Source organism: Syntrophobacterales bacterium, from assembly GCA_019429105.1.
In the GTDB taxonomy this organism is placed as follows: Bacteria; Desulfobacterota; Syntrophia; order Syntrophales; family UBA5619; genus DYTH01.
In genome coordinates this window covers 1-18,367 of the sequence record JAHYJE010000005.1, presented here as the reverse complement: position 1 = coordinate 18,367, position 18,367 = coordinate 1, and the positions used below count along the sequence as shown (strand labels likewise).

18 protein-coding genes and 1 other RNA gene are annotated in these 18,367 nt (G+C 50.9%); 16 read left to right on the top strand and 3 right to left on the bottom strand.

From position 1 onward, the window contains the following. The first annotated feature begins 35 nt into the window (after positions 1-35). The 8 genes from thrS (at position 36) to K0B01_02595 (ending at position 7,610) form a co-directional block, all read left to right on the top strand. Positions 36-1,955 carry a threonine--tRNA ligase gene (gene thrS / locus K0B01_02630; GenBank protein MBW6485035.1) on the top strand — a complete coding sequence of 640 codons (1,920 nt, stop codon included), beginning with the start codon at positions 36-38 and terminating at the stop codon, positions 1,953-1,955. 43 nt (positions 1,956-1,998) lie between these two features. Beyond that, positions 1,999-2,508 (top strand): translation initiation factor IF-3, encoded by a 510-nt coding sequence (gene infC / locus K0B01_02625; GenBank protein ID MBW6485034.1) that lies wholly within the window; start codon positions 1,999-2,001, stop codon positions 2,506-2,508. 78 nt (positions 2,509-2,586) lie between these two features. Further along, positions 2,587-2,784 carry a 50S ribosomal protein L35 gene (gene rpmI / locus K0B01_02620; protein MBW6485033.1) on the top strand — a complete coding sequence of 66 codons (198 nt, stop codon included), beginning with the start codon at positions 2,587-2,589 and terminating at the stop codon, positions 2,782-2,784. A 77-nt stretch (positions 2,785-2,861) separates the two neighbouring features. Continuing rightward, positions 2,862-3,221 (top strand): 50S ribosomal protein L20, encoded by a 360-nt coding sequence (gene rplT, locus K0B01_02615; protein ID MBW6485032.1) that lies wholly within the window; start codon positions 2,862-2,864, stop codon positions 3,219-3,221. After that, the gene (pheS, locus tag K0B01_02610; GenBank protein ID MBW6485031.1) at positions 3,218-4,234 is read left to right on the top strand and encodes a phenylalanine--tRNA ligase subunit alpha; all 1,017 of its coding nucleotides are present in this window, start codon (positions 3,218-3,220) and stop codon (positions 4,232-4,234) included. Before rplT ends, pheS begins: the two co-directional genes overlap by 4 nt. A gap of 153 nt (positions 4,235-4,387) precedes the next feature. Then, positions 4,388-6,799 carry a phenylalanine--tRNA ligase subunit beta gene (pheT, locus tag K0B01_02605; GenBank protein MBW6485030.1) on the top strand — a complete coding sequence of 804 codons (2,412 nt, stop codon included), beginning with the start codon at positions 4,388-4,390 and terminating at the stop codon, positions 6,797-6,799. A 28-nt stretch (positions 6,800-6,827) separates the two neighbouring features. After that, on the top strand, positions 6,828-7,103 hold the full coding sequence (locus K0B01_02600; protein ID MBW6485029.1) for an integration host factor subunit alpha: 276 nt from the start codon (positions 6,828-6,830) through the stop codon (positions 7,101-7,103). Positions 7,104-7,274: 171 nt separating this feature from the next. Then, complete coding sequence (locus K0B01_02595; protein MBW6485028.1) at positions 7,275-7,610, top strand: MerR family transcriptional regulator; 336 nt, start codon at positions 7,275-7,277, stop codon at positions 7,608-7,610. Between the two features lie 101 nt (positions 7,611-7,711). On the opposite strand, the gene K0B01_02590 is transcribed toward K0B01_02595, so the two are convergent. Then, a complete protein-coding gene (locus K0B01_02590; protein MBW6485027.1) occupies positions 7,712-7,993 on the bottom strand; it encodes a PxxKW family cysteine-rich protein in 282 nt (93 codons plus the stop codon). 370 nt (positions 7,994-8,363) lie between these two features. Here K0B01_02590 and K0B01_02585 point away from each other — a divergent pair, with 370 nt between their 5' ends. From K0B01_02585 to K0B01_02570, 4 genes are read left to right on the top strand one after another with little or no spacing between them, the layout of a single operon-like run. Further along, positions 8,364-9,095 (top strand): PTS system mannose/fructose/sorbose family transporter subunit IID, encoded by a 732-nt coding sequence (locus K0B01_02585; protein ID MBW6485026.1) that lies wholly within the window; start codon positions 8,364-8,366, stop codon positions 9,093-9,095. Between the two features lies 1 nt (position 9,096). Then, a complete protein-coding gene (locus K0B01_02580) occupies positions 9,097-9,366 on the top strand; it encodes an HPr family phosphocarrier protein (GenBank protein ID MBW6485025.1) in 270 nt (89 codons plus the stop codon). A gap of 22 nt (positions 9,367-9,388) precedes the next feature. Continuing rightward, entirely contained in the window at positions 9,389-11,167 is a 1,779-nt protein-coding gene (gene ptsP / locus K0B01_02575) for a phosphoenolpyruvate--protein phosphotransferase (protein ID MBW6485024.1), read from the top strand. 22 nt (positions 11,168-11,189) lie between these two features. Further along, positions 11,190-13,829 carry a 1-acyl-sn-glycerol-3-phosphate acyltransferase gene (locus tag K0B01_02570; protein MBW6485023.1) on the top strand — a complete coding sequence of 880 codons (2,640 nt, stop codon included), beginning with the start codon at positions 11,190-11,192 and terminating at the stop codon, positions 13,827-13,829. A 74-nt stretch (positions 13,830-13,903) separates the two neighbouring features. Here K0B01_02570 and eno read toward each other — a convergent pair whose 3' ends face one another. Beyond that, a complete protein-coding gene (gene eno, locus K0B01_02565) occupies positions 13,904-15,199 on the bottom strand; it encodes a phosphopyruvate hydratase (protein ID MBW6485022.1) in 1,296 nt (431 codons plus the stop codon). Between the two features lie 241 nt (positions 15,200-15,440). Here eno and K0B01_02560 point away from each other — a divergent pair, with 241 nt between their 5' ends. The 3 genes from K0B01_02560 (at position 15,441) to ssrA (ending at position 17,233) form a co-directional block, all read left to right on the top strand. Next, the gene (locus K0B01_02560; protein ID MBW6485021.1) at positions 15,441-16,199 is read left to right on the top strand and encodes a tRNA 2-thiocytidine(32) synthetase TtcA; all 759 of its coding nucleotides are present in this window, start codon (positions 15,441-15,443) and stop codon (positions 16,197-16,199) included. Positions 16,200-16,240: 41 nt separating this feature from the next. Continuing rightward, positions 16,241-16,714: an SsrA-binding protein SmpB gene (smpB, locus tag K0B01_02555; GenBank protein ID MBW6485020.1), complete on the top strand. Its 474-nt coding sequence runs from the start codon at positions 16,241-16,243 to the stop codon at positions 16,712-16,714. 163 nt (positions 16,715-16,877) lie between these two features. Then, positions 16,878-17,233: a transfer-messenger RNA gene (ssrA, locus tag K0B01_02550) on the top strand. A 2-nt stretch (positions 17,234-17,235) separates the two neighbouring features. On the opposite strand, the gene K0B01_02545 is transcribed toward ssrA, so the two are convergent. Next, positions 17,236-17,973 (bottom strand): hypothetical protein, encoded by a 738-nt coding sequence (locus tag K0B01_02545; protein ID MBW6485019.1) that lies wholly within the window; start codon positions 17,971-17,973, stop codon positions 17,236-17,238. 206 nt (positions 17,974-18,179) lie between these two features. Between K0B01_02545 and K0B01_02540 the strand changes: the two genes are divergently transcribed. Beyond that, on the top strand, positions 18,180-18,367 hold a 188-nt coding region (locus K0B01_02540), incomplete at its 3' end, for an ATP-binding protein (GenBank protein MBW6485018.1).

Here is an 18,367-nt window from a genome sequence, read left to right as displayed (position 1 = left end):
AAGGCGCTGGTGCCCTTTCTTAATAGGAAAAGAAGATGGCGGCAGACATAATGGTTACGCTCCCGGATGGAAGAGTTGTTTCGCATCCGGCGGGAACGGCAGTCAGGGACGTCCTGTCATTGATGGCAGGCATTGGCGACTCCGCTTTTGTGGCGGCAAAGGTAAACGGCGTTTCGGTCGATTTGACTTGTCAGCTTCAGACGGATGCCAGAGTCGAGCCGCTGGAGGCCTCGTCCCCGGAGGGGCTTATGATTCTGCGTCACAGCATGGCGCATGTCATGGCGCAGGCCGTTCAGGAGTCTTTCCCTGATGCCCAGGTTACGATTGGCCCGGCTATAGAAGATGGATTCTATTATGATTTTGACTATGAGCCCGGGTTCGCTCCTGAGTATCTGGCGCAAATCGAAACCAGAATGAGGAAGATCGCCGCCGCCAATTTGCCCTTTGAACGGCGCGAGGTGAGCCGTTCGGAGGCAATCGAAATTTTCCGGGGAAAAGGCGAGAAGTATAAGGTGGAGATTATAGAAGATCTTCCCCGGGAGATAGAAACCGTAAGCATTTATTCCCAGGGTGGTTATACGGATTTGTGCAGGGGGCCGCATATCCCTTCGACCGGGATGATCAAGGCCTTCAAGCTGCTCAACATTGCCGGCGCCTACTGGCGGGGCGACGAACACAACAAGATGCTGCAGCGCATCTACGGGACGGGATTCGCTTCTCAGAAGAGTCTCGATGAGCACCTGCAGTTGATAGAAGAGGCAAAAAAGAGGGATCACCGCCGCCTGGGCCGTGAGCTTGACCTGTTTCAGATAAACGACGAGGCTGGCCCCGGACTGGTCATTTTTCACCCGAAGGGGACGATGCTCCGCACGATCATCGAGGATTGGGAGAAAAAGGAGCACCTGAAACGCGGCTATGGCCTGGTCATGGGACCCCAGATTCTCAAGGCCGATCTCTGGAAGCGTTCCGGTCATTTTGACCACTACCGGGAAAATATGTACTTCACCGAGGTGGACGAGCAGACCTACGGCATCAAGCCGATGAACTGCCTTGCCCACATGCTGATCTACAAGTCAAAGATCCGTTCCTACCGGGATTTGCCCTTGCGCTATTTTGAGCTGGGGACGGTGCACCGGCACGAAAAGACCGGGGTATTGCACGGGCTGATGCGGGTTCGCCAGTTCACCCAGGATGATGCCCATATCCTCTGTGCGCCGGAGCAGCTCAATTGCGAGATCAAGGCAATTGCCGAGTTCGTGCATTACGCGATGGAAATTTTCGGCTTTGAATATGAGGTGGAGCTAAGCACGCGCCCGGATAATTCGATTGGCTCGGACGGGGACTGGGAGCTTGCCACGGGGGCATTGGAAAACGCCCTCAAGGACAGCGGAATTCCCTATGAGGTGAACGAGGGAGACGGCGCCTTCTATGGCCCCAAGATCGATTTCAAGATCAAGGATGCCCTGAAGAGAAAGTGGCAGTGTGCGACAATTCAGTGTGATTTTACGCTGCCGGAGCGTTTTGATTTAAGTTATATAGGCGAGGATGGGGAAAAGCACCGTCCCGTCATGCTGCACAGGGTTATTCTGGGTGCAATCGAAAGGTTTATGGGGGTTTTGATCGAACACTACGCCGGCGCCTTTCCCCTTTGGCTGTCCCCTGTCCAGGCAGTGATCGCGACTGTAACGGATAAACATATTCCCTGGGGTGAAGAGGTAAAAAGAATTCTTGCTGATGCAGGCATTCGGGTGGAAGGTGATTTTCGCAATGAGAAGCTGGGCTTCAAGATCCGGGAAGCCCAGATGCAGAAAACGCCTTTCATGCTGGTGATTGGCGACCGGGAGATGGCAGCCGGCAAGGTTGCCCCGCGGCAGAGGGACGGGAAGAGCCTCGAGGCAATGACGCCTGAGGAGTTTATTGCCCTTGTAGAGGGGCAATGTTCGCAGTTTAAATAGAAAGCGGAGCTTAATTTTCCGAATGAGCTTCCGGAGGTGAACCATAGCAAAAGATTTAAGCATAAACAGGGAGATCAAGGCCGCTTCGGTCAGGGTTATTGATGATGGGGGAAAGCAGCTCGGGGTGCTCTTGCTGAACGAGGCGCTGGCAGAGGCTGCAAAATCGGGACTGGATCTGGTGGAAGTTTCTCCCACCGCCGATCCGCCGGTATGCCGGATTATGGATTATGGGAAGTTCCGGTATCAGCAGAGCAAAAAGGTGCAGGTCGCCAAAAAAAGCCAGACGGTGATCCAGGTAAAAGAGATTCGCCTGCGGCCTAAAACTGAAGAGCATGACCGCGATGTAAAAATAAAGCATATAAAGCGATTTCTGGAAGAGCACGACAAGGTGAAGGTGACGGTGATGTTCCGGGGGCGCGAGATAGCCTATACCGACATTGGCCGGGGATTGATGGAGTCAATAAAGGAAGCGCTTGCCGATGACTGTGTCATCGATCAGCAGCCAAAATTAGAGGGGAGAAACATGGTGATGATTCTTTCTCCCAGGAAATAAAGTGATCATCTAAATAAAAACAAAAGCGACGGGCCGTAAAATTCGGCCCGTTGCCCAATAAAAAAGCGGGGTGAGGGAATGCCAAAAATCAAGACACATCGTGGCGCGGCGAAAAGGTTTTCTGTGACCGGAACCGGTAAAATTAAAAGAAACAAGGCCTTTACCAGCCATATCATGACGACAAAGACAACCAAGAATAAGAGAAATTTACGGCAATCGGCGATTCTTGACCATGCAAATGCCAAGGCAATCAAGAAGCTGATTCTCTACAAGTAGGATGTAAATTTAATGGTCAAAGGCGCAGGGGTTTGATTTGCCGTCTGCCTCTGACTGGGGAGATAAGGAGAGATGCGATGTCCAGGGTAAAGAGAAGTTTAACGGCCAAAAAAAAGAGAAGAAGCATTCTGAAGGCGGCGAAGGGTTTTTTACTTTCCCGTGGTAAGTTGTTGAGGACGGCCACGGAGGCGGTAAACAAAGCCATGGCTTATGCCTACCGCGACCGCAGGGTTAGAAAGCGGGAATTTAGAAGCCTTTGGATTGCAAGGATCAATGCGGCGGCCCGGATGAACAAGATATCGTACAGCCGCCTTATTGATGGCATGCACAAGGCGAGTATCGAGATTGACCGCAAGATGCTGTCCGACCTGGCGATTTACGACCCGCGCGGTTTTGAGCAGATAGTAGTAATTGCCAAAGGTGAGCTTCAAGCATGACGGGAGAGCTGGGAACTCTCCGCGAACAGGCGGAAGCAGAGCTGCTGAAGGCGGAAACGGAATCCGAGTTTCAGGAGATTCGAACCCGTTATCTTGGGCGGAAGGGCTTGCTCACCGGGTTGCTGCGCAATATCGCCAATGTGCTGCCGCAAGACAGAGCCTTGTTCGGCAAGGAGTGTAACGAAGTCAAGGATTTGATTTCGGCGAGGATCGACCAGAGGCTTGCAGATATAATTGTTGCCGGCAAAGAAAAGGCCCTGCGCTCCGAACGGATTGATGTGACCCTGCCGGGTCGGGGAGTGCGGTATGGCAGTCTCCATCCGGTCACGCAGGTTCAGGAAGAGATATGCGGGATTTTTGCCGGACTGGGTTTTTCCATTGTGGAAGGACCAGAGGTCGAGCTCGATTATTACAATTTTGAGGCGCTCAACATTCCCAAGGACCATCCGGCCCGCGACATGCAGGACACTTTTTATGTTGACGACAACATAGTCTTGCGAACGCACACCTCGCCGGTTCAGGTTCGCACAATGGAAAAATGCCGCCCGCCGGTCCGAATTATTTCTCCGGGCCGGGTGTATAGGCGCGATTCCGATGTTTCCCATACTCCGATGTTCCACCAGATAGAGGGGTTGCTTGTCGATGAAGGCATTACCTTTGGCGATCTGAAGGGCGTCTTGACGGTTTTTCTGAAGCAGGTGTTTGGCGAGGAAACAGCCCTGAGGTTTCGTCCCAGTTTCTTTCCCTTTACCGAGCCCAGCGCCGAGGTTGACATCCGGTGCGTCATCTGCGGGGGAAGCGGTTGCCGGGTCTGCAAACAGAGCGGCTGGCTGGAGATTCTGGGGTCCGGCATGGTTGACCCGGCAGTGTTTAAAAATGTCGGATACGATTCTGAAAAATTCACCGGCTTTGCCTTTGGCCTCGGGCTCGAACGGATTGCGATGCTGAAATTCGGCATCTCTGATATCCGTCTTTTTTTCGAAAATGACTGGAGATTTCTAACCCAGTTTTGAGCTTTATGTTCAGGCGTCAAGCTTAAGGTGCGTCAACGGCGACACTGGACTACTTTATTTTCATCATCGATTCCGTCGGCGCCGGGCCTTGACATTCAATGGTTTTGCGCTGGATAAGCAAGATTCGGGATTCGGCAGTCAGGGGTTTTTTATATGTTAGTCAGTCTCAAATGGCTTCGCGATTATCTGTATGTGGATCTTTCTCCGCAAGAGCTGGCGGATAAGCTTACCATGTCCGGTCTGGAAGTGGACTCCCTTAATATCAAAGAGCCCGCTTTCAGCGGGGTTAAGGTGGCAAGAATCGTGCGGATGACGCCCCATCCGCATGCCGATAATTTGTCCCTGTGCGAGGTTTCTACCGGGACTGTAAGTTATCCGGTTGTCTGCGGGGCGAAGAACATAAAGGTTGGCGATACAGTTCCGCTGGCAATTGTCGGGGCGGTTCTGCCCGGGGGGCAGGTGATCCGCAGCGCCAAAATCCGCGGCGAGGTTTCCGAGGGGATGCTCTGTTCCGAGGAGGAATTGCAAATCGGTGCGGATGCGTCGGGAATCATGCTGCTTTCTTCGGAACTTGCCTGTGGTGGAGACTTGGCGGAGTCCCTGGACCTTAATGACGCGGTGCTTGATATCGGCGTCACCCCCAATAGATCAGACTGTCTTTCGATTATCGGGGTTGCCCGCGAAGTAGCGGCAATCACAGGGAAAAGTGTTCATTATCCGGATTGCAGTGTTGCTGAAAATAATGACGATATTGCGAACATGACCTCCGTAACGATTGAGGATGGCGATCTTTGCCCCCGTTATACGGCGCGCGTTATCAAGGATGTCCGCATAGGCCCCTCGCCGTTCTGGCTGAAAAAGAGATTGGAGGCGGTGGGACTGCGTTCCATCAATAATATTGTAGATATAACCAATTTCGTGATGATGGAAACCGGGCAGCCCCTCCACGCTTTTGATTTTACGCTTCTTGCTGGTGGGAAAATAGTCGTAAGGCGTTCCCGGGCTGGGGAAAAATTTGTTTCCCTCGACGGCAAGGAGCGACTTCTGCCGGCGGAGGCCCTACTCATCTGTGACGCAGAAAAACCGGTTGCCATCGCCGGGGTGATGGGTGGAATCAATTCAGAGGTTATGGATGACACAACGACCATCCTGCTGGAAAGCGCCTATTTCAACCCCTCCTCCATCCGGCGCACTGCCCGCTCAATGGCAATGGGTACCGATGCGGCCTTTCGCTTTGAACGCGGGATCGATCCGGAGGGCTCTGTCCGGGCTCTGGACAGGGCTGCGGGGCTGATGGCCGAATTGGCGGGAGGAAATATCTGTCGGGGGATCATCGATCAGCATCCCGTAAATGTCGCTGTTGCCCGGGATATCGTTCTTGATTTGAAAAAAGTCAACAAGGTCATCGGTACGGCTGTATCTTTCAATGAAGTTAAAGCAATCCTTGAGGGTTTGGAGATGACCGTCAGGGAAGCTGAAGAAGATGTTTTCCTTGTTACCCCTCCGTCCTGCCGCGTTGATATTACGCGGGATATAGATTTAATAGAGGAAATCGCCCGCCTTTTTGGCTATGACCGAATTCCCGCTACCTTGCCGCTTGTTTCGGTAGTTGCCGAGGAGCCGGGTAGCAAGAAAAGAAGGGCGGAGGCGGCAATCCGCCAGATTATGAACGGGGCCGGCTATACGGAGGTGATAAACTACAGTTTCATCCCGCCCTCCTCAGCGGACGATCTCCTGCTGACTTCGACCGATGAGCGGAGGCGCCAGGTGCGCATTAAAAATCCGCTTACCGAAGAGCAGTCCGCCATGCGGACCACGATGCTTTACAGCCTGCTTAAAAATGTATCGAAAAACAGTGATTCGGGCCGCTCCGACCTGAAGATTTTTGAAATCGGCAGGACATACATAGGCTCTCAGGAAGGGAAACAGCCCCGGGAGTTTAACAAGGCGGCTTTTTTGGTAACCGGACAAAGATACGAGCAGCGATGGCATTTCCCGGATTTGAAGGCGGATTTTTATGATTTAAAGGGGTGCTTGGAGAACATATTGGAGGTATTGAAGGTTGCGAGCCCTTCTTATCGCGCCGCTTGCGGCGAGCCGTTTCTTCACCCCGGCAAATCCTGCGAGGTCTTCAGCGAGGAGGCGAGAATCGGATATTTGGGGGAGATTCATCCGGATGTGCTTTCTTGTTTCGGCGTTGCCGGTCCGATCGTGGCTTGCGAGTTTGATCTGGAAATGATGATTGCGCACGCTGCCGCAAAAAGGGCCTTTGCCGACATACCCAGATTCCCGGCAAGTTCGCGCGATGTAGCCTTTCTTACGCGCCGCGAAATAGAGTCCGGCGAGCTGCTTGCGGCCGCGCAAAAAACAAACGAAGAATTGCTTGAAAAAATTGAGATATTTGATGTATATGAGGGCAAAAATGTTCCAGAGCGCACCAAGAGTCTGGGATTGAGGTTTTTATATCGAAGCGCGGATAGAACATTGACGGATGACGAAGTAAATGCCGTTCATTCAAGGGTTGTGGAAAGAGTAATTAATGCGTCAGGGGCGTTGATAAGATAGTCAAGGAGCAATCATTCAGGAGGGGAAAATGACGAAGATAGACATTATTCAAAACGTGTACGAAAAGTTGGGGTTTTCCAAAAAGGATTCAGCGAAGATCGTCGAGTCTGTTTTTGATATAATCAAAGACAAACTGGCGGAAGGGGATAAAATAAAGATTTCCGGATTTGGAAATTTCGCGGTCAAGGACAAGAAATCACGCCGGGGCAGAAATCCCCAGACTGGCGAAGAGATTGCCATTTCCGCACGGAAGGTGTTGACCTTCAAGTCCAGCCAGGTTCTGCGCAAGGCCCTGAACGACTAATACCGGATGCGGTGTTGGGGTGCCTTGAATAATTAATTTATCTTCACGCCCGGCCTGGGCTCGACGAATGATGGAAAAACTCCACCCCCCTCGCGTTCGAGGGAAGAGAAACGGTTCGGGGTGTTTCTCGTAAAATGTCGATAATCTGGCTCGTCGCATTGGAAGTGGCTGATGGACACCGTTCCCGACAAGACCTTTTTTCGTATCGGCGAGGTAAGCAAAATTCTGGGGGTGCCTCCTTACGTGGTACGCTATTGGGAATCGGAGTTTAAAGAGGTAAAGCCTTCTCGCACCCGCTCCGATCAGCGTCTTTACAAGCGTCAGGATGTTCTGAATTTGCTTGTTATAAAAAGGCTCCTGTATGAGGAGAAATTCACCATCGATGGGGCCAGAAAACATCTGCGGGGCAGCAAGCGCAATGATGGGGCCTCCGGCGGTTTGTCGCAGGGCGAGCTAATCGAAGAAATCAAGGATGGTCTGCTTTGGATCAGAAATAAAGTAGGTTGAGTGGAAGAAAAACCACTGTCCGCATCTGTAATGCCAAAAGAGCCGTTGAGAACGAAATGTTTTCAGCGGCTCTTTTGTTCTTTTGGTCTGAAACCCAGGATCTATTTTTTGTTTGCCCTTTTTGATGCCTTCAAGGGGTTTATTTTCTGTTGAGCTTCCTTGGTGTCTGCCTTGAGGTGGGTTGCCGTTGGGCATTTGCCAGTTCGCCATTTGGAGGCAGGATCGGGATAAACCCCGCAGTAAGTCACTGCCTCATATTGAACCGCCTTTGTGCAGCCTTCGCATTTGTCAATTACCGGCTTGCATTGTCCACCCGGGTAACCACACCCCTTCTTTGCCATGAAAGCACACTCAATCCCTTTTTTAACCGTGTCGCAAATCATTCTTTTATACCTCGTCCTTTCTCTATTTATTCCATTTGAAGAAAAATCACCTTAAAAAACCGGCCTGCTTCCCATAACATTCTGGAAACCCAGGCCGGTTTATTGCCTTCCCAAACGTGCGGTTGGCTATCAGAACAAAAGCTTTATGTCAAGAAAAATTATAGCAGAAAACTTCGTTGCTTGAACTGATATCCCTGCATTCATTCTGGCGAATAGATTGACTTGCAAAACCGTTTGTGTTAGGCAAATCCAAATCACGGTCGGGGGAGTAGAGGGATTCGCTATTATAGGCGCCTAAACAGGCTGCTTTTAGTGGTGGAACCATCCGCTCTTGTCCGAAAACCTGAATCAGTGCGTGGTGGTTCTTCTGATGAAAAAAGCAGCGATGCTCGGTATTTTTTTTCGTTCACTGACCATTCAGATTTCCTTTAATTTTCATACTATGCAAGGCATGGGCTTCGCCTTTTCCATGCTGCCCTTGATGTGCTCAAGAAAAAAAAGTGAACTTAAGGATAAGGAAGTTTTTCTTTTGAGACATTTGCAGATGTTCAGTACGAACCCGTATCTCGTTCCCGCAGTTGTCGGCTCCGTTGTCAGGATTGAGGAAGATGGCGAAGGGGGGCGTGAAGCAGAGGATCTCAAAAAGGCGCTGATGGGTCCGTATGCCGCAATCGGCGATTCATTTTTCTGGGGAGCGTTGCGTCTTTTTTCTTCAGCATGGGCGGTGTTGTTGGCAGTATCCGGAAGTTTTTATGCCCCGCTTATTTTTCTTATGCTCTTTTCGCCCGCCCAGTTAATGGTTCGGGTGGGCGGGTTTTTTCATGGTTTTTGTTCGGGATGGGGTGGCTTCAATTATATTCGCGCTCTTGACCTTCCCCGGGAGTCGGAGATGCTGCGTTATGGGGCGCTGTTTATATTGAGCATTGTGGGCGCTGTTTTATCCGTTTCTGTTGAATATTCGGGACAGTTGCTGCCGCAAAATGTCGGTTATCTTATTGGTGTCGTAATTTTTTTAATCTCTTTAGCGGGGGGGCGACGGGCAATCTCTGCGGAGCAGCTCCTCTATGGGATTGCCCTGTTTTGCATGGTGCTTTCTATCTGATATGGATATAGCTAAGACATTCGAAATAAAGAACAAGTTGGGGATTCATGCCCGGGCAGCCGCAAAGATCGTGGAAACAGCCAATCGCTTCAAAGCGGACGTAGTTCTGGAAAAGGACGGCTACGAGGTAAACGGGCGCAGCATTCTTGATATTCTTACCCTTTACTGTCCCAAGGGGAGCCGCTTGACAGTTCGTATTACGGGAATGGACGCGGCAGAGGCGATGGAAATGCTCTCCATTCTTATCGATGGGAAGTTTGGTGAGATTTGATGGCAGGAAACTGAGGGATTGCATGGACGACGATAAAACCAAAACTTTTGTGATGAAGGGAATAGGCGTCTCCCCCGGGGTTGTTATAGGAAAGGCGTATCTCTTCAACAGGATGGACATACAAGCGCCGTTCTGCAAACTCGGCGATGCGGATTTGATCCCATCTGAGATTGATCGTTTTCTGGAGGCTCTGCACGAATCGGAAACACAGCTTCTGGAACTGAAAAAAAAGCTCGTTGATTCCGGCGGCGGCATGGAACCGCTTTATATCATCGATGTTCACATCATGATCATGCGCGATCGGAAGTTCATAGACCTGACGATGCAAAACATCCGGGAGATGTCCGTCAGCGCCGAATGGGCGGTGCGAATGACGCTGGAAAAGTATCAGGAGATGTTTGACCGGATGGAGGATGATTACCTCCGGGGCCGGATAACCGACATTCAGCATGTGGGCCAGAAAATTATCAATAACCTTGCCTGCAAACATCATGCCCCGCTCGAGATGCCCGAAGGGGTAGTTATAATCGCCGCTGATTTGTCTCCTTCCGACACAGCTCAGCTCAAGATCGATAAGGTGCTGGGATTTGCCACGGATGTGGGGGGGAAGACCTCGCATACGGCCATCGTTGCCCGCTCGATGGAGATACCGGCAGTTGTCGCCTTGAAAAGCATTACCAGTGCAGTCAGCACCAACGATGACATTATCATCGATGGTTCATCCGGAGTGGTCATTGTCAATCCCGATCCTGAGATCAGGAGGCGGTATGAATGGAAGAAAAAACTCTACGAAAAGGCTCAGGACGATCTGCTGGATTACGCAGGTCTGCCTGCGGTAACAAAGGATAATCACAGGGTGGAAATCGGCGGTAATATTGAATTTATTGAAGAAATTCCCTCGGCTATTCATCACGGCGCAGAAGGTATCGGCCTTTATCGCACGGAATTTATCTATATAAACCGCCAGGAACTGCCGGACGAGGAGGAACATCTGGCCAATTACCGTTCTGTCGTCGGGGTGGAAGGACTTTCCTGGGCGACGATCCGCACCTTTGATCTGGGGGGCGACAAATTTTTTCCCGATAAAAAAAGTTTTCATGAGATGAATCCACAGCTCGGGATGAGGGCAATCAGGTTTTGCCTGAAGGAGAAAGAGCTTTTTAAGGTTCAGTTGCGTGCAATCCTGCGGGCCAGCGTTTATGGGAAACTGCGGATCATGTTTCCGATGATTTCCGGGATGGAGGAGATCCGGGAGGTGAAAAGCATCTTGGCCGAGGTGAAAAACGACCTGTTGTCGGAAGGGATCCAATTAGGGAAGAAAATTGAAACAGGAATCATGATCGAGATACCCTCGGCGGTCATTATCGCCGACCAGTTGGCCCGGGAGGTTGATTTTTTCAGTATCGGCACCAATGACCTTATCCAGTACACCCTGGCCATTGACCGCATCAACGAGCAGGTAAGTTATCTTTATGAACCCCTGCATCCGGCGGTGCTGCGACTGATCAAGAGTGTTGTCGATGCCGGTCACAAGGCCGGAATAAGGGTGGCGATGTGCGGCGAGATGGCGGGAGAGCCGGCCTATACGATGATTCTTGTCGGAATGGGACTCGACGAACTGAGCATGAACCCGCTGGCAATTCCCCGGGTGAAGAAGATCATCCGGGGGATTACCTTAAAGGCGGCGGAATCCCTTCTTGAAAAGGTGTTGACCCTTTCTTCGTTAGAGGAAATAAAGACCTTTGTCGGAGAAGAGATGCGCAAGCGTTTTCCTGAAGATTTTTCCGAAATCAGCCTGTGAAGTGCCCGGAAGAAAGGGAATAATGTCCGTTCTGTCAAGAATAAAAGGGGGCGCTGCCGGTATCGGTGTTCGCCATGCTGGGAGCATTTATCGGGAGCAAAACTTTCCTTTTTCATTGCTTGTCCACAAGGTGCTTTCACGAGTAGCGGTTTCTGACGAGATAGTTGAAAAGCTGCAATCAATCGCACAAAAGGGTGTTGTCGTCTATGTTCTAAAAAACAAAAGTCAGCTCAACAGCCTGATTATAAGAGAACTGGCGCTCCGCAAAGGAATTCCCGAACCTGTTTACAGCCATGATGTCAACATGATAATCTGGCAGCCTTTTTGCGAGGCGCTGAGGGTAATAAGCTCCCATCTTACCCACTGGGTAATGAGAAAAAAAACGGTTAATTCAGAAAGGATGAATCATCTCGATAGGCTTGTCTACGCCGGGAAAACCGTTATTATCCACCTTGGGGAATCGGAGATATTCGAAAATCACTTTGTTGAAGAGACGCTCAAACGGTTGCTCGAGATTCAGGAGAGTTCAGCCGTGCCGATATATCTGTGCCCGGAACTGATCACATACGGAAGAAGGCGGGAGAGAGAGAACGAAAATATATTCAACATTCTCTTCGGCCAGAGCGACTCGACCGGATCGCTGCGCCGGTTTGTGACATTTTTGAGGTACGCAAGCAGGGTCTCTGTTATTTCAACCGAACCGGTCAATCTCTCTGAATATATAAGCGCGGACAAGGATATAAGTCGCGAGTCTCTGGCGCGCCAGCTTCGGGAGGAGCTGATCGGCAGGATCGATGAAGAAAAGGAGGCGATAGTCGGGCCGCTCCTGAAGTCCCGGGACGAGATAACGGAAATGATCATGCAGGATAAAAAGATGATCTCGTTCATGGAAGAAATGGCGGCGCAAGGAAAGAAGGGCGGAGGCAATTTACCGGCCATCAAAAAAACGGCCAGAAGATACCTCCGTGAAATTTCCTCCGATTACAGCGAAACAGCGGTAGAAATTTGGGAAAAAATTCTCACCTGGCTCTGGAACAACATTTATGACGGGGTTGTAGTGGATGCAGATGGTCTCGCAAAGATTAGGCAGGTTTCCAAAAAAATGCCTTTTGTTATTATTCCCTGCCACCGCAGCCATTTCGATTATCTTCTGCTTTCCTACATATTCTACAAAAACAACATCCAGATGCCGTTTGTAGCCGCGGGCAACAATCTCGCTTTTTTCCCCATGGGTTACATTTTCCGAAAATCGGGCGCCTTCTTTCTCCGGAGAAGTTTCAAGGGCAATGTTCTCTACGCCGAGGCATTAAACCGCTATGTACAAGCCCTCCTCAAAGAGGGACTTCCCCTCGAATTTTTCATCGAGGGCGGGCGCAGCCGGACCGGAAAGATGGTGATGCCCAAGTATGGGCTTCTTTCCATGATCATCGATGCCTATCAGGAGAAGGCATGTGAAGATCTGGCGGTGGTTCCTGTTTATATTGGTTACGACCGGGTGATCGAGGAGAAGGCCTATCTTGAGGAGCTCGGAGGCGCTCCCAAGGCGAAGGAGAAGGCTACCGCCATGATCAGGAGCGGCGGCCTCTTGCGAAAAAGATATGGCCGTGTCTATATGAATGTCGGTGAACCTATTCTGCTGAAGTCCTACTTGGCTGCTCAAGAGAAACCTATGCAGGAGATGACGGTTGGGGAACGCCAGCGACTCTACCGGCAAATCGGCTATAAGGTTGTCCGTGAGATCAACGAGGTTTCCGTGGTGACTCCCTTTTCGCTGACCGCAGCCGCCCTTTTGTGTTACGACCGGCGGGGCATCTCTCTTGGGGAACTAACGGAAGTGATTGATCTTTTTTGCAAATGCCTCTCTTATTGCCAGGCGCCGTTCGCAATGACCTTTGCCGACCGGGAAAAGGCTTCTGCGGAAGCATTGAACCTCTTTGCTCAGTCCGGGCTCATATCCCGCATGGGGGCAGAGGATGAAGAGGAGGAAGACGTCGAGGAAGTTGTTTATTCGCTGGAGGATGACAAGCGCTTGAATCTTGAGTACTACAAAAACAATATCCTGCATTACTTTATTCCTTTCAGCTTTGTCGCGACAGCCATTCTGGCGACTGCGGAAGATATGATTCCAGTGAATAGAATTCATAATGATTTCATCTTCTTCAAGCGTCTTTTCCGCCATGAATTTATCTTTGATGACCAGAAAGACAGTCTTGAAGAACTCAAGGAGTTACTTTGCTATTTTTACGATCAGGGCATGATCGATATGTTTGACCGGGATGAAAAGTCCTGGATAGAGGTCAAGGGGTTGGGAAGAACGAAACTTTTGCCCTTCTCCGGCCTTGTGCAAAATTATACCGAATCTTACTGGGTGGCAATCAGGGGATGTTATCATCTGAAGAAAGGGCCGAAAGCGGAAAAGGAGTGGCTCAAGAATCTGCGCGGCTTGGGGGAGAGGATGTACCGCAAGGGTGAGATAAGAAGGTCGGAGGCTCTTTCGCAGTCGAACTACCAGAGTGCAATACGATACCTGCAGGATGTTGGCATCATTGCCATTCAGGAAGTGCCGGAAAAGGGAGAAAAGAGATTGACCAAGCGCTATGTGCTGGCGGAAAACAAGGTGCAAATGGAGTCGCTGCGCCGCCGTCTGTTTAAATTTCTCTAAAAAAACACAACCGGGCGGCGCTTTCCTTTGGCAACAATGTTAGCGCCGACAGGTTGTTTGTTGCACCAAAGCTGTTATTTTTTACCCCGGATCGAATACAGAACCGCTTTACCCCGGTAAATCGCCGCATCGCCCAGCTCTTCTTCGATTCTCATAAGTTGGTTGTACTTCGCCAGTCTTTCCGTCCTTGACGTGGAACCGCTTTTGATCTGCCCGCAGTTGGCGGCGACGGCGATGTCGGCCATCGAGGTGTCTTCCGTCTCCCCCGACCGGTGCGAGACGACCGTTGTGAAGCCCGACTCGTGGGCAAGCTTGATTGTCGCAAGCGTTTCCGTCAGTGTGCCGATCTGGTTAAGTTTTATGAGAATGGAGTTTGCCGCTGCGAGTTCGATTCCCCGCTGGAGACGCTTGGGGTTGGTGACAAAGAGGTCGTCGCCGACAATCTGAATTTTTGAGCCAAGGGTCTCCGTCATCATTTTCCAACCGTCCCAGTCGTCTTCGGCGAGTCCGTCCTCGATGGAGACAATCGGATATTTTTTTATAAGACCGGCGTAATACTTTACCATCTCCTCGGATGTTTTTTCCGGTTTCTTCTCCGCGGCCATTATGTATTTGCCTTTGCTGTAGAACGAGCTGGCTGCGGTGTCGATGGCGATTGCGCAATCCCGGCCCGGTTCGTACCCGGCCCTTTCGATCGCCGCAACAATGAGCGCAAAGGCCTCCTCATTGGATTTAAGATTGGGGGCAAATCCACCCTCGTCACCGACTGAGGTGTTGTAGCCCTTCGCTTTCAGGACTGCCTTCAGGTTATGAAAGACCTCGGCAACCATGCGAATGCCTTCGCGGAAGCTGGTCGCGCCGACCGGCATGGCCATGAACTCCTGGATGTCAACGTTGTTGTCGGCATGCTGGCCGCCATTGATGATGTTGGCCATCGGCACCGGAATTTCATGGGCGATGACGCCGCCGATGTAGCGGTAAAGCGGCAGCTCCAGAACCTCCGCTCCGGCTCTTGCGCAGGCCAGAGAGACGCTGAGAATGGCATTGGCGCCCAGTTTCCCCTTGTTTTCCGTCCCATCGAGCGAGAGCATCTGCCTGTCGATTTCCCGCTGATTCAGGCAGTCCATCCCGACGATTTCCGGCGCTATCTTGTCCATGACGTTGTTTACGGCCTTCAAGACGCCCTTGCCCAGATAGCGTTTTTTGTCACCGTCCCGCAACTCCACGGCTTCATGTTCACCGGTCGAAGCGCCCGACGGCACTGATGCCCGGGCTGTAATTCCGGAGGCAATGGTTACCTCGGTTTCGATTGTCGGGTTCCCGCGTGAATCGAGAATCTCTCTGGCGTTGATGCTGATGATTTCTGTCATTGCTGCCTCCTTTTTTGTTATAGGTTGAAAAAATATTGCATGGTCTCCGAAACTGCAATCATGGGCGGCAGGGGGTTGATAATTATTTCTTCCCTGCCATTCTTGCGGCGAAGATATAAAGACTTTCGTTTTCCTATACCAACAGGCGATGCTTTTCAAGCCGATTTTTCCCGCCATCAACGAAAGTTTCTTGCTATGAAGGGCGACGTCAAGTAGAATCGTGCAAACTGGAGGGGGTGCGTTGGAAAACGGGATAAAAAGGACGAAATTGTTTCTTCATTTGAAGAAATGGCTGGAAAGGGCAGCGCTGGATTACGGGATGATCGCCGCCGGAGACAAGGTGCTGGTTGGCGTTTCCGGCGGGGTGGACAGCATGGCTCTGCTGAGTCTGCTGAATACCCCGATGCTCTATCTTCCCCCTTTTGCCGTCATGGCTGTACATATCGATCTGGGTTTCGACCCGCAGGATATTGGCGCCGGGGTTCTTGCCCGCTGGCTGCAGGAGGGGGGCCATGATTTTGTCATTGACAGGACGGATATCGGGCCGCTTTCTCATAGCGACTACAACCGCAAGAACCCCTGTTTCCTTTGTTCCCGGCTTCGCCGCAAGCGGATCTTCGAGATCGCCGAACAGCATGGCTGCAACAAGATCGCCTTTGCCCATCATCGCGATGACATCATCGAAACCCTTCTGATCAATATTTTTTATGGGAGGGAGATAAGCACGATGGTTCCCGATCAGTCGATTTTCGGGGGAAAACTGCATATAATCCGGCCGCTCGCATATATGGAGGAAGCGCTGGTGAAAAAGTTTGCCGCGGAACAGGGATTTCCTGTTATTGAAGAGCTCTGTCCTACCAGCTCTGTTTCCCGCCGTCGCTACATAAAGGATCTGCTCAAAAAACTTGCCGAGGAGAATCCCGATATAAAGGAGAATATCTGGAAGTCAATGGGCCATGTCAAAACCGATTATATTCCGGCAAAGCTGGGCGGAAAATGATATATTAGACCTTGGTTGAATTGGCAGGGGAGACGGGAAAAATGAAGGAAAAAAAGGAGACGGGGGAAAAGTCCATCTGTCAGAACAAGCTGGCGAGGCTGAACTACTTTATCGACGAAACCTATGAAGCCGGGGTTGTCCTGCAGGGGACCGAGGTAAAGGCCCTCCGCGATGGCCGGGCCAACATCAAGGACAGTTATGCCAATATCAGGGACGGGGAGCTTTTTCTCTACGATTTGCACATAAGCCCCTATTCGCACGGCAACCGGGAGAATCACAACCCGCTCCGGGTGCGGAAGCTCCTGCTGCACAAGCGCGAGATTCGCCGCCTCTACGGAAAATCCCAGGAGAGGGGACTTTCGCTGATACCCCTGCGGATGTACTTCCGCAATGGGAAGATAAAGGTGGAGATCGGCGTGGGCCGGGGAAAGAAGCTCTATGACAAACGTGAGGATATGAAACTCAAGGAGGACCGCCGGGCGATTGAGCGGGGGCTGCGGGAGAGGAACCGATAGGGCGTATCCTATAAGTCAGCCGCAGGGGTTTATGTATTATGCGATGACGGTTTCATGAAGAGATATTGCATGGTTGACATCGCATTTATTATATCGGCTTGACATAAAAGGAAAAGATGCATAGGCTAAAGCCAGGAAGTTTTCAAGGTTTATTAAAGATATTGGGGGCGTCCCGGTTTCGACGGGGATATTTGAAGTTGCATAAGCGTACCGAGGTTCCTGCAGGCCTCGTAAAACAGGCAGGAAAACATAATCGCAGATAATTACGATTACGCTTTAGCCGCTTAGTCGGCTAACGTTCCCCCGTTCCCGCCTGTCGGAGCGGTTTGGGGGCGTCATGAAGGCAGGATAACCGCTCTTGCAAGCCTGGGGCAAGAGGGGCGAAAAATTAACAGGATAGCGATCGCGGGATCCTGCTTCCGGGAGCCCGCAAAAGCGAAATCCAAATCAGAAGATACGTACGTAGAAAGTGCAATGGAAGGTTTCCGGACGCGGGTTCGACTCCCGCCGCCTCCACCAATTTAGTTATGTAATTTAATTATGTTAGGCTTTTTGGTGCTACCACTTTTGGGTGTCAGGTTGGTGTCAGCTTTGTCGGGCGCTTTCGTTCCCGCATAGATGTTGCGCACGTCATCCAGTTCCATGGAAAAGTACCGTTCAAAGGCTTTATTCGTGCTGTGCATGGTCGCCCGTTTAATCTGATCCGGTGAAAAGGCGTGGCGCAGCGCCTTGGCCGATGAATGACGGGTGCCACCGTATAAGTCAACGTCGCCTATGTCCAGGTTCGTGCCGGCAATCTTCCACCATTTATAAAGCAGGCGCGGGCCGAATGCTTCCCCTTCAGTGGCGCCGCATACGCCCTTTGGATGCCTGAAAAAGGGAATCGACGGTATCGCCGGCGGAAATGTTTTGATAATCTCTATATCCTCATCAAGCAGGGGGACATATTCGGGTCGTTTCTCTTTCGGATCGGGGATCAAGACCATCTTGTTTTTCAAATCGAAATCGCCTTCCAGGATGCGAATAAGTTTGCCCGGTCTGATACTGATGTAGGTAGCCAGCCACTTTACGCCAATCCATATTTTGGGATTGATGCTGTAGGAGCACCGGTTGACCTCGTCAATGATGGTTTGCTGCGTTTCTTTGTCAATTGTTTTGCGGAAACCGAGCTGAAAGGTGATGGAAGGCATCTCGGGAACACTGTCAACGATCTTTCTTTTTCTCGACCAGGTCCAGAAATCGTGTAGGACCGATTTCATTTTGGCGCGGGTCTTATCGGATATGTCTTCCCGGTGATAAAGGAAATCCTCGATCTCTGCGTAATTTATTTCCTTGATTGACGTTCCCTTAAAATAGTCGATAGCCTGGTGAATATAGTGCCTCGTGTTGCTATAGGATCGGGGTTTTATCTCACGGTAATTTTGTTCTAACTGACAAGCTGGAAGGAAATGCGCGATATTGAGTTATGAGAGACGGCATCGCCGACAATACACCTGACCAGAAACTCAAGCACTTCCTCGTGCCGAAGATTCTGCTGATTGACGAAGTCGGCTTCGACCGACTCGAACAGAATGATGCGCGAAACGCCAATCTCTTTCACAAAGTCATCGACGGCAGATACTGCAAGGGTTCGACAATCATTACAACCAACAT

What these genes read in the sequence shown, in the direction of transcription:
- ptsP (MBW6485024.1), top strand. Translation starts at nt 9,389, where the DNA reads ATGGACGACGATAAAACCAAAACTTTTGTGATGAAGGGAATAGGCGTC.
- rpmI (MBW6485033.1), top strand. Translation starts at nt 2,587, where the DNA reads ATGCCAAAAATCAAGACACATCGTGGCGCGGCGAAAAGGTTTTCTGTG.
- pheS (MBW6485031.1), top strand. Translation starts at nt 3,218, where the DNA reads ATGACGGGAGAGCTGGGAACTCTCCGCGAACAGGCGGAAGCAGAGCTG.
- K0B01_02585 (MBW6485026.1), top strand. Translation starts at nt 8,364, where the DNA reads ATGAAAAAAGCAGCGATGCTCGGTATTTTTTTTCGTTCACTGACCATT.
- K0B01_02570 (MBW6485023.1), top strand. Translation starts at nt 11,190, where the DNA reads ATGTCCGTTCTGTCAAGAATAAAAGGGGGCGCTGCCGGTATCGGTGTT.
- eno (MBW6485022.1), bottom strand. Translation starts at nt 15,199, where the DNA reads ATGACAGAAATCATCAGCATCAACGCCAGAGAGATTCTCGATTCACGC.
- K0B01_02595 (MBW6485028.1), top strand. Translation starts at nt 7,275, where the DNA reads ATGGACACCGTTCCCGACAAGACCTTTTTTCGTATCGGCGAGGTAAGC.
- K0B01_02545 (MBW6485019.1), bottom strand. Translation starts at nt 17,973, where the DNA reads ATGAAATCGGTCCTACACGATTTCTGGACCTGGTCGAGAAAAAGAAAG.
- smpB (MBW6485020.1), top strand. Translation starts at nt 16,241, where the DNA reads ATGAAGGAAAAAAAGGAGACGGGGGAAAAGTCCATCTGTCAGAACAAG.
- pheT (MBW6485030.1), top strand. Translation starts at nt 4,388, where the DNA reads ATGTTAGTCAGTCTCAAATGGCTTCGCGATTATCTGTATGTGGATCTT.
- rplT (MBW6485032.1), top strand. Translation starts at nt 2,862, where the DNA reads ATGTCCAGGGTAAAGAGAAGTTTAACGGCCAAAAAAAAGAGAAGAAGC.
- K0B01_02600 (MBW6485029.1), top strand. Translation starts at nt 6,828, where the DNA reads ATGACGAAGATAGACATTATTCAAAACGTGTACGAAAAGTTGGGGTTT.
- K0B01_02580 (MBW6485025.1), top strand. Translation starts at nt 9,097, where the DNA reads ATGGATATAGCTAAGACATTCGAAATAAAGAACAAGTTGGGGATTCAT.
- K0B01_02590 (MBW6485027.1), bottom strand. Translation starts at nt 7,993, where the DNA reads ATGATTTGCGACACGGTTAAAAAAGGGATTGAGTGTGCTTTCATGGCA.
- thrS (MBW6485035.1), top strand. Translation starts at nt 36, where the DNA reads ATGGCGGCAGACATAATGGTTACGCTCCCGGATGGAAGAGTTGTTTCG.